Source organism: Mesorhizobium sp. M7A.F.Ca.AU.002.02.1.1, from assembly GCF_003998535.1.
Taxonomy (GTDB): domain Bacteria; phylum Pseudomonadota; class Alphaproteobacteria; order Rhizobiales; family Rhizobiaceae; genus Mesorhizobium; species Mesorhizobium ciceri.
Window position 1 is genome coordinate 1 of sequence record NZ_RZPB01001117.1, and the last position, 1,473, is coordinate 1,473.

At 62.4% G+C, this 1,473-nt stretch carries 3 protein-coding genes and 1 pseudogene; 1 reads left to right on the forward strand and 3 read right to left on the reverse strand.

Annotation, left to right across the window (positions count from 1 at the left end; genetic code table 11):
- A partial coding sequence (locus tag EN879_RS39575; protein ID WP_206521076.1) for a hypothetical protein occupies positions 1–324 on the forward strand: 324 nt, incomplete at its 5' end.
- A 158-nt stretch (positions 325–482) separates the two neighbouring features.
- On the opposite strand, the gene EN879_RS35615 is transcribed toward EN879_RS39575, so the two are convergent.
- The 3 genes and pseudogenes from EN879_RS35615 to EN879_RS40390 all read right to left on the reverse strand — a co-directional run.
- The gene (locus EN879_RS35615; protein WP_063169543.1) at positions 483–1,058 is read right to left on the reverse strand and encodes a DsbE family thiol:disulfide interchange protein; all 576 of its coding nucleotides are present in this window, start codon (positions 1,056–1,058) and stop codon (positions 483–485) included.
- The gene (gene ccmD / locus EN879_RS35620; protein WP_013528831.1) at positions 1,055–1,222 is read right to left on the reverse strand and encodes a heme exporter protein CcmD; all 168 of its coding nucleotides are present in this window, start codon (positions 1,220–1,222) and stop codon (positions 1,055–1,057) included. Before ccmD ends, EN879_RS35615 begins: the two co-directional genes overlap by 4 nt.
- 123 nt (positions 1,223–1,345) lie before the next feature.
- Positions 1,346–1,473, reverse strand: a pseudogene (locus EN879_RS40390) (heme exporter protein CcmB); the annotation flags it as partial.

The window sequence follows — 1,473 nt, forward strand, 5'->3', positions numbered from 1 at the left end:
CATGACGTTAGCGCCGCATTAGCCGGCTATGCGTCCAGCGCAATGGTGCATTGCAACATCTTCTTTTTGCAATGCACCATTACTATGTCATGCTTCGTATCGATCAAGGGAGGAAGAAACCGCCGCCGAAATGCGGCGCCAAAAAGGAACCTTGCTATGATCCTCGACAGTCTCATGACCCGCGCTCGCAACAGCATTGCCAAGCGCAAGCACTACAACCGCCTTGTCGCCGAAATCGACAGCTTTTCCAGCCGCGATCTGGCCGACATGCGCGCCGACCGCTCGGAAATGCTCTACCAGATCCACAAGCAGATCTACGGCTGATCTCAAGCCCGATAAGACGCGCCGCCAAGGTGCGTTGAGATTCAGGTCAGGCCGAGTCGAAAACGGTGGTTTCCGAGAACCGGAGCGGAGCGTACTTTTGGTACGCGAGCACCGGAAGCGCAGGAAGCCGCTGTTTGCAGGCCGGCATCACCTGAATATCAATGCGCCGCCAGTGCCTTGTCGATCTGCGGCAACAGCAACGCCTGCACCGTCTCGGGCGTCAGCGGGCCGACATGTTTGTAGGCGATCTTGCCGTCCTTGCCGATGACGAAGGTTTCCGGCACGCCGTAGACGCCCCAGTCGATCGCCGCGCGGCCCGCTTCGTCGACCCCTATCGCCTGGAACGGATTGCCGAGATCGCCGAGGAACCGGCGTGCGTTTTCGGGCCGGTCCTTGTAGTTCAGCGCTGCCATGGTGAAACGCTTATCCTGCGACAACGCCAGAAGCACCGGGTGCTCTTCGCGGCATGGCGCGCACCACGACGCGAAGACGTTGACCAATGTGACCTTGCCGGCGAAGGTTTTCGAATCGAGCCCCGGCAGGTTTGAGCCCTCCAGCGCCGGCAGGCTGGTTTGCGGCGCAGGCAGGCCGATCAGGGCCGACGGCACTTCCGAAGCATCGCGCCCCGACAGCAGTTGCGACAGGAACAGTCCGGCCAGGCCGAGGAAGATCAGCAGCGGCAGAAGCACGAACAGGCGACGACTGGGCGGCGGCGTTTCCGTTTCGGTGCTCATGGCTTGGCGACCTTGTCGGAGCGACGCCTCACGCCGGACGCCTCCAGTTCGGCAAGCTCACGCTTGCGCGCCCGCTGGTCGAGCAGGATCCAGCCGATCAATCCGGCCAGCACCACGGCAGTGATGCCATAGGCGGCGGTCACGTAGAGTGCATGCGCACTCATGCGGCAGGTCCCGCTGAAGTGGGGCCTTCCAAGCCGATCATGTCGCCCAGTCTAGACATGCTTTTCCTTAGCCTCGCTCCGTCGGCTTCGCAATCGGTCGCCGAGCCGCAGTCATACGCTGCGTCAATCCGTGCCATGGCGCAGCGCCAGCGCCGCCGAGACCGGACCCAGCACGCCAAGAAACAGGGTCAGCGCGGCAAGAATGAGGAAGGGCTGCAGAAACGGGTCGGGATTGGCGGTCGCCCCATAGC

Excerpts from the sequence above, each read along its gene's own strand:
- EN879_RS35615 (WP_063169543.1), bottom strand. The coding sequence starts at position 1,058 with ATGAGCACCGAAACGGAAACGCCGCCGCCCAGTCGTCGCCTGTTCGTG.
- ccmD (WP_013528831.1), bottom strand. The coding sequence starts at position 1,222 with ATGAGTGCGCATGCACTCTACGTGACCGCCGCCTATGGCATCACTGCC.